Source organism: Microcystis sp. CS-574 (assembly GCF_028329095.1).
Taxonomy (GTDB): domain Bacteria; phylum Cyanobacteriota; class Cyanobacteriia; order Cyanobacteriales; family Microcystaceae; genus Microcystis; species Microcystis ichthyoblabe_A.
The window spans coordinates 1-2,678 of the sequence record NZ_JAQMSY010000218.1 but is presented as its reverse complement, the minus strand read 5'-3'; the positions used below and the strand labels follow the sequence as shown (position 1 = coordinate 2,678).

Here is a 2,678-nt window from a genome sequence, read left to right as displayed (position 1 = left end):
CTCTTTCTCGGCAATGTTCATCCTAGCCATCAAAGCTGAAGCAACTGGATTCGGTTGATTAAGAAAATCTCGCCAATTTAATTGATTTAACTGCACTACTTGATAGTTAAATTCTAATACCTTAAAATCGGGAAAATCGACTACATATTGACTAATCGCTTCTCTTTTTGGCTTTGAATAAGAAAAAATTACAATCGGATAAATCGGTAAGACAAATTTCTCATGAAAGCGAGCAAAATAAGTAAACATTCGCCGATTAAACCACTTGCGGGAACTTTCCTGCGCCTCCAGATGAATCAGAAAAAAAGATTCTTTTCCTCTAAACTTAACTTGTGCGACTAAATCGCTTTCATACCTTTCTCCTTCCGTGACATCGGTAAATACTTCTTTGTCTAAAAAAGTAATCGAGTCCCTATCTAAATAATCCATCAATTGAGGAAAAAATAACTCGATAAATTCTACAAAAAAGGTGGAGATTAACTCCTTAAATAAGCGATCATGGTCAATATTGTTAGTCATGTAAATGTGTCTGTGATCGCTTCGATGGGTACAGTCAACAGTTCAAAGAACATGGCATTATGGGGAAAGTAGTCTAATTCTGGTAGATATTATAACACATAAAAGCCAGATCGAAAAAAAGTTTTCGATAACTCCGTCTTGAGGCAGTCGTAAGAACTAAGCAGTTAAAGTATTTAACCAATTGATTAAATCTTCAACCGTAGAGAAATCGAATAAAGCTTCTCTCTCACAAGTCCAGAAAACGGGTTTCTCAAAGAAACCCGTTTTCTAAATAGCGCCTTTTTCTGATTTTTCTTGCCAAGTACCATGAAAACTGGGAGGGATAACACTGGGTAATTGCAGACAGCAAAGGGGTTCTTTTTCTAACTGCTGACTGTCATAGATTCTCACTTGGCTGCTGTGATTATTGCCGTCGTAAACCACGACGATTAACCATCCTGTCTCTGGAGATAAACCATCGGAGACAAAAATCGGTTCACTGCCATAACAGTTATTTTCCAGATAAGCAATAGTTAACTTACCTGTGGAGTGATTATAACAAGCAGGAAGTCCGATAATTTCCCGACGAATATCGCTATCAGGACGATGGACAGCTAAAAAAGTATTTTGCCATTTTTGTCCCACCAGTTGCGGGGAAACCACTGGAAAATCACAGCTTAAATCCGAGAGAATTTCCTGATTAATCACTTTTGCTGATAGGGGATTAATAGTAATACTTGCCAATTTTCCAATGGCTAAGGTTTCGGTTTTACCCGTGGGAACTTCTTTTAAAAATTGATTAGTTTTAAAGTCATCATAACGGACAAAAACAATTTCAAGATTGCCTTGCTCATTCACACAACCATTAGCAAAGTGCCATTGAAACCATGAATCGGTAACACTTTCACTGACTAATTCCAGAGAATCTCGCTCAAAAATTAGTATTCTTGTTCCTAATTTTGGCTGCCACTGCATGGCATCACTAAAAGTTTTAAATCCCAACAGTATCAATAATTTATCCGCTTTTATCGGTGGAACGAAAAAGACCAAATACTGTCCTGCTAAAACAAAGTCATGCAGCAGAGACAATCTATCTAAATCAAAAGTTTTTTTGTGGATAATTTGACCAGTGGAGTCAGACTTATAGAGATTTAAACTAACTTTGGCACTGATTGTCACCCCGAAATTAAAAATCTCTCCTCTGGACAAATCTAGCTTAGGATGAGCGGAAAAAGTTTCCTTTGCTTGTAACCTAGATAAATTATCTAAACCTAGGGTTTCTAAAGATTGTAAATCTAATTTATGGGGAAAACCCCCTTCCCAGAGAGCTAATAATTTATCGGGTAAAGCTAACACCGAGGTGTTAGCGGCATTTTTTACCTCTTTTCCCCAATTATTCCAAAAGAAGCTGGGGGCATTCATGCCATAATTAGGAAATAAATATTGATTAGCGGTACTTTCTTGCTGATAACCAGCAGTCTGAACATAACGATAGGTGGCACTGGCTCCATTATCATGAAAATGTACAGCTAAAACTGCCCCATCTCCGTCAAACCAATGACCAACTTTTTGCTTACCTCTTTCTAATCTCCCCGGACCATTGCGATAGAGACTACCCCGCAATCCATCGGGAATTTTACCCGATAATAAGGTTAATTGCGTTTCAGAAAATTCCACTGCTGGTTTTTCTAAAGATTTTGCCCAAGCTTTCATAGATTTGCTTTTTTAGTGATTACATAGTTGAGTATAGCCCTAGACTAGGTTCAATGACAATAATTTCGGCAGTTTACCAGTTAATTAGTATTCGTCACAACCGATAAATTATATCATTATAAAGTATCGGGATCAATTCCCAGAGAACGGATATATTCGGCTAAACGTTCAGCTTTAAGATGCTCTTGTTCTAATTGTAAACTTGCTTCTTCAGCTTTAAGACGCTCTTGTTCCAATTGTAAACTTGCTTCTTCAGCTTTAAGACGCTCTTGTTCCAATTGTAAACTTGCTTCTTCAGCTTTAAGACGCTCTTGTTCTAACCTTTGAGATAACTCAAGAGAAGTTAAAAATTTCTGACCATCTAAACTATAAATTTCTAACCCATCTTCTCTCAATTCAAATCGGATATTTAACCGAGGACTAACCCATCCCTTAATCTCAGGTATAGAACTTAATAGTCCTTCCTG

General features: G+C 37.3%; 2 protein-coding genes and 2 pseudogenes. All 4 read right to left on the bottom strand.

Going from position 1 to position 2,678, the window contains the following annotated elements; genetic code table 11:
- On the bottom strand, nucleotides 1-519 hold a 519-nt coding region (locus tag PN470_RS17810; protein ID WP_442930032.1), incomplete at its 3' end, for an Rpn family recombination-promoting nuclease/putative transposase.
- A 156-nt stretch (nucleotides 520-675) separates the two neighbouring features.
- A pseudogene (locus tag PN470_RS22415) lies at nucleotides 676-741 on the bottom strand (DUF4351 domain-containing protein); the annotation flags it as partial.
- Nucleotides 742-786: 45 nt separating this feature from the next.
- Nucleotides 787-2,211 carry a carotenoid oxygenase family protein gene (locus PN470_RS17805; RefSeq protein ID WP_103112331.1) on the bottom strand — a complete coding sequence of 475 codons (1,425 nt, stop codon included), beginning with the start codon at nucleotides 2,209-2,211 and terminating at the stop codon, nucleotides 787-789.
- 116 nt (nucleotides 2,212-2,327) lie between these two features.
- Nucleotides 2,328-2,678 (bottom strand): annotated as a pseudogene (locus PN470_RS17800) (Uma2 family endonuclease); the annotation flags it as partial.

What these genes read in the sequence shown, in the direction of transcription:
- PN470_RS17805 (WP_103112331.1), bottom strand. Translation starts at nt 2,211, where the DNA reads ATGAAAGCTTGGGCAAAATCTTTAGAAAAACCAGCAGTGGAATTTTCT.